Source organism: Hymenobacter agri (genome assembly GCF_054778495.1).
Map to the genome: position 1 here is coordinate 1 of NZ_BAAGZM010000502.1, position 3,197 is coordinate 3,197.

Genomic DNA, 3,197 nt, shown 5'->3' on the forward strand with positions numbered 1-3,197 from the left:
AACACCGGCTTCCCGCCCAGCAGCAACCCCCGCTCGGCCCCCGCCCCGCGCCCGATGAGCGACGAGGAAGAGGCCGAAATGCTGATGTACGGCGGCGCCGAAGCGGCCGAGTCGCTGGGCAGTTCCTTCGCCGCCCCGGCCAAAGCCGTTGATAACGACCCGCAGCCCGACATGTTGCAGGTGTGCGAGCGCGAGGTGCTGCGCCTGCTGGTGCTCTACGCCGGCCGCGAAATCGACAACGAGATGAGCGTGGCCGGCTACCTCATGGGCCAGCTCGGCGAGTACCCGCTCCAAGTGCCGCTCTACGCCGAGATGTGGGAAATCTGCCGGCAGGAGCTGCTGGCCGGCCGCTTCCCCGACGCCCGCCAGCTGGCCCAAAACGAGCGCGAAGACATTCGCCGCCTCATCACCGACCTGGCCACCGAGCGCTACGAAATAAGCCCCAACTGGCGCACTAAGGAAATCTACGTCTTCAACGAAGTCGACATGCCCCAGCTGGCCTGCGACAACGCCGTGCTGCGCCTCAACAAGGTGCACGTGCAGCGCGAGCTCGACCAGTGCCTCGAAAAGCTCCGCCACCCGCTCGATGACGCCGAGATGTTCGAAATCCTGGGCGACATCAAGCGCCTCAAGGAGCTCGACAACGAACTGGCCGCCCTGCTGGGCACCGTGGTGGGACGCAGCGCGTAAGGATTCTGCTCGAATAAAAACAGCGCGTCATGCCGAGCGCAGCCGAAGCATCTCTACCGCAGCACTAATCCTAATGAATGGATTTACCGCTGCACGCGAAATGCTTCGGCTGCGCTCAGCGTGGCGCGCTGCTTTCGTGCAGCATGACGTTCTTTGCTGCCCTGGTTTGCCCTAATCTCCATGCTCCGCCGCTTCAATATCAACCGCCTGCTGCTGGCCTTCGTGCTCACGGTGGCCAGCCTGGTCATCGGCATGACCGGCTTCACCTACATCGAGCACTACGGGCCGGTCGATGCCTTTTACATGACCGTGACGACCGTGGCCACGGTGGGCTTTGGCGAGATTCACACGTTTTCGGAGGCGGGCCGGCTGTTCGTCTCGTTCTACATTCTCTACAACCTGGTGGTGGTGGCCTACCTGGTGTCGGTTTTTTCCGCCTTTATCTTTGACGGCGAGCTGCGCAAAATTTACAATATGATTCGGACCGACCAAGAGATAAAGCGCTTCAGCGGGCACGTCATCGTGTGCGGCTTCGGGCGCAACGGCCGCCGCGCCTACCAGGAGCTGGTGGCAAATGGCGTGCGCGTGGTGGTCATCGAAATGAACCAGGAGCTGATGAAAAGCCATACCGAGGGCGAAACCGACGAAGACTACGACGGCAACGGCCTGCCCGGCGGCAACATCTACACCGTGTACGGCGACGCCACCGCCGACCGCGTGCTCAAGCAGGCCGGCGTGGAGCGGGCCTCCTCGCTCATTACCGCCCTGCCCAAGGATGCCGACAACGTGTTCGTGGCCCTCTCGGCCCGGGCCCTCAACCCGCGCCTGCGCATCATCGCCCGCGCCTCCCAAAAAACCTCCGAAAGCAAGTTGATTTCAGCAGGTGCTGATTCGGTGGTGATGCCCGACGAAATCGGCGGCTCGCACATGGCCAACCTCGTGGTGCGCCCCGAAGTCATTCGCTTTCTCGACCTTATTTCGGGCCTGAGCGCCGACAAGCTGCGGCTCGAAGAAATGAGTTTCCAGCAGCTGCGCAAGGACTTGCAAGGCCGTAGCATTCGCGAGATGGACGTGCGCTCCATCACCGGGGCCACCATTATCGGCCTGCGCCAGGCCGATGGCTCGCTGCTCGTGAGCCCGCCCGTGGACTACGTGCTGGCCCCCGGCGACGTGCTGCTGGTACTGGGCAGCGAAGAACAGATTGAAACCTTCGAAGTCCGCTTCCGCCAACTGTAAGAAGTGTTGAGTTTTGAATGTTGAAGGTTGAATTTCTTAGTTCGGCCCGGTCGCAGCCTGCCAAGCATTCAACCCTCAACATTCAAAACTCAACCCTTAAAATTCAACCCTTCCCCACAGTGCACCTTCTGCAAGTTTGTCCGCGCGTGCCGTTTCCGCTTACTACCGGCGGGGCCATTGCCATGTACGACGTGGCGGCGGGCCTCGTGCAGGCCGGGCACCGCGTCACGATGCTGGCCATCAACACGCCCAAGCACCACCAGCCGGCCGATGCGCTAGCTCACCTCGGCCCTAATTTCCGGCTCTTAACGGTGGACGTGAACACGGACCTGTCGCCGCTGAAGGCGCTGAAGAACCTGCTGCTGAGCCGGCAGCCCTACATCGTGGAGCGTTTTATAAGTGCCGCGGTGGGGGAGAAGCTGGTGGAGTTGTTGCTATCTCAATCCTTTGATTTGATACAGATGGAAGGAACATTCGCTGCTTGGTATGCTGGATTTCTAACCCAAGAAGGGGTAAGCGGAAAAATTCCAGCTCGCCACTACTTGCCGCCAATTGTACTGCGGGCACACAACGTTGAATATTCCATCTGGGAAATGTTGGCGGGACGTACAGGCAACCCATTGAAGAGATGGTATCTACGTGACATGGCTGCGCGTTTAAAAAAGTTCGAGAAGTGGATGCTGCACCGCGTAGACGCGGTAGCCGCCATCACCGACGACGATGCCCGGCGGCTGCGGGCACTGGGTTGCCCCGAGCCGGTGGTGTTCATTCCGGCCGGGGCCGATTTGAGCCGCTTCCAGCCCGACCCAACCATCAAGCCCAAGCCGCGCACGCTATTCATGCTGGGCTCGCTGAACTGGCTGCCCAACCTCGAAGGGTTGCACTGGCTGCTGCGCGAAGTGTGGCCTGCCGTGCATGCCGAAATGCCCGATGTAGAGTTGCACGTAGCCGGCAGCGGTACACCTGAAGAGCTTTTGAAGCCCCGCACCGATGGCGTGGTGGTGCATGGCTTCGTCGATTCGGCCACCGCCTTCATGCAGCAGTACGAGCTGATGCTGGTGCCGCTGCTGAGCGGCGGCGGCATGCGCATCAAAATCATCGAGGGCATGGCGCTGGGCAAAGCCATTCTGAGCACTACCCTGGGCGCCGAAGGAATTGCCGTGCGCGACGGCCACGATATCGTGCTGCGCGACTCGGCCGCTGCCTGGCTCGATGCGTTGCGGGCCTGGTACCGGGGCGAGGTACCGGTAGCGGCCATTGGCGCCGCCGCG

The 3,197-nt window shown here is 61.6% G+C and carries 2 protein-coding genes and 1 pseudogene; all 3 read left to right on the forward strand.

Annotation, left to right across the window (positions count from 1 at the left end):
* Positions 1-690, forward strand: a pseudogene (locus ACYVDE_RS18370) (DNA primase); the annotation flags it as partial.
* Positions 691-870: 180 nt separating this feature from the next.
* Entirely contained in the window at positions 871-1,926 is a 1,056-nt protein-coding gene (locus ACYVDE_RS18375; RefSeq protein ID WP_460503005.1) for a potassium channel family protein, read from the forward strand.
* A 119-nt stretch (positions 1,927-2,045) separates the two neighbouring features.
* On the forward strand, positions 2,046-3,197 hold a 1,152-nt coding region (locus tag ACYVDE_RS18380; protein WP_460503006.1), incomplete at its 3' end, for a glycosyltransferase family 4 protein.

Coding starts and splice junctions, on each gene's coding strand:
- ACYVDE_RS18375 (WP_460503005.1), top strand. CDS start 871: ATGCTCCGCCGCTTCAATATCAACCGCCTGCTGCTGGCCTTCGTGCTC.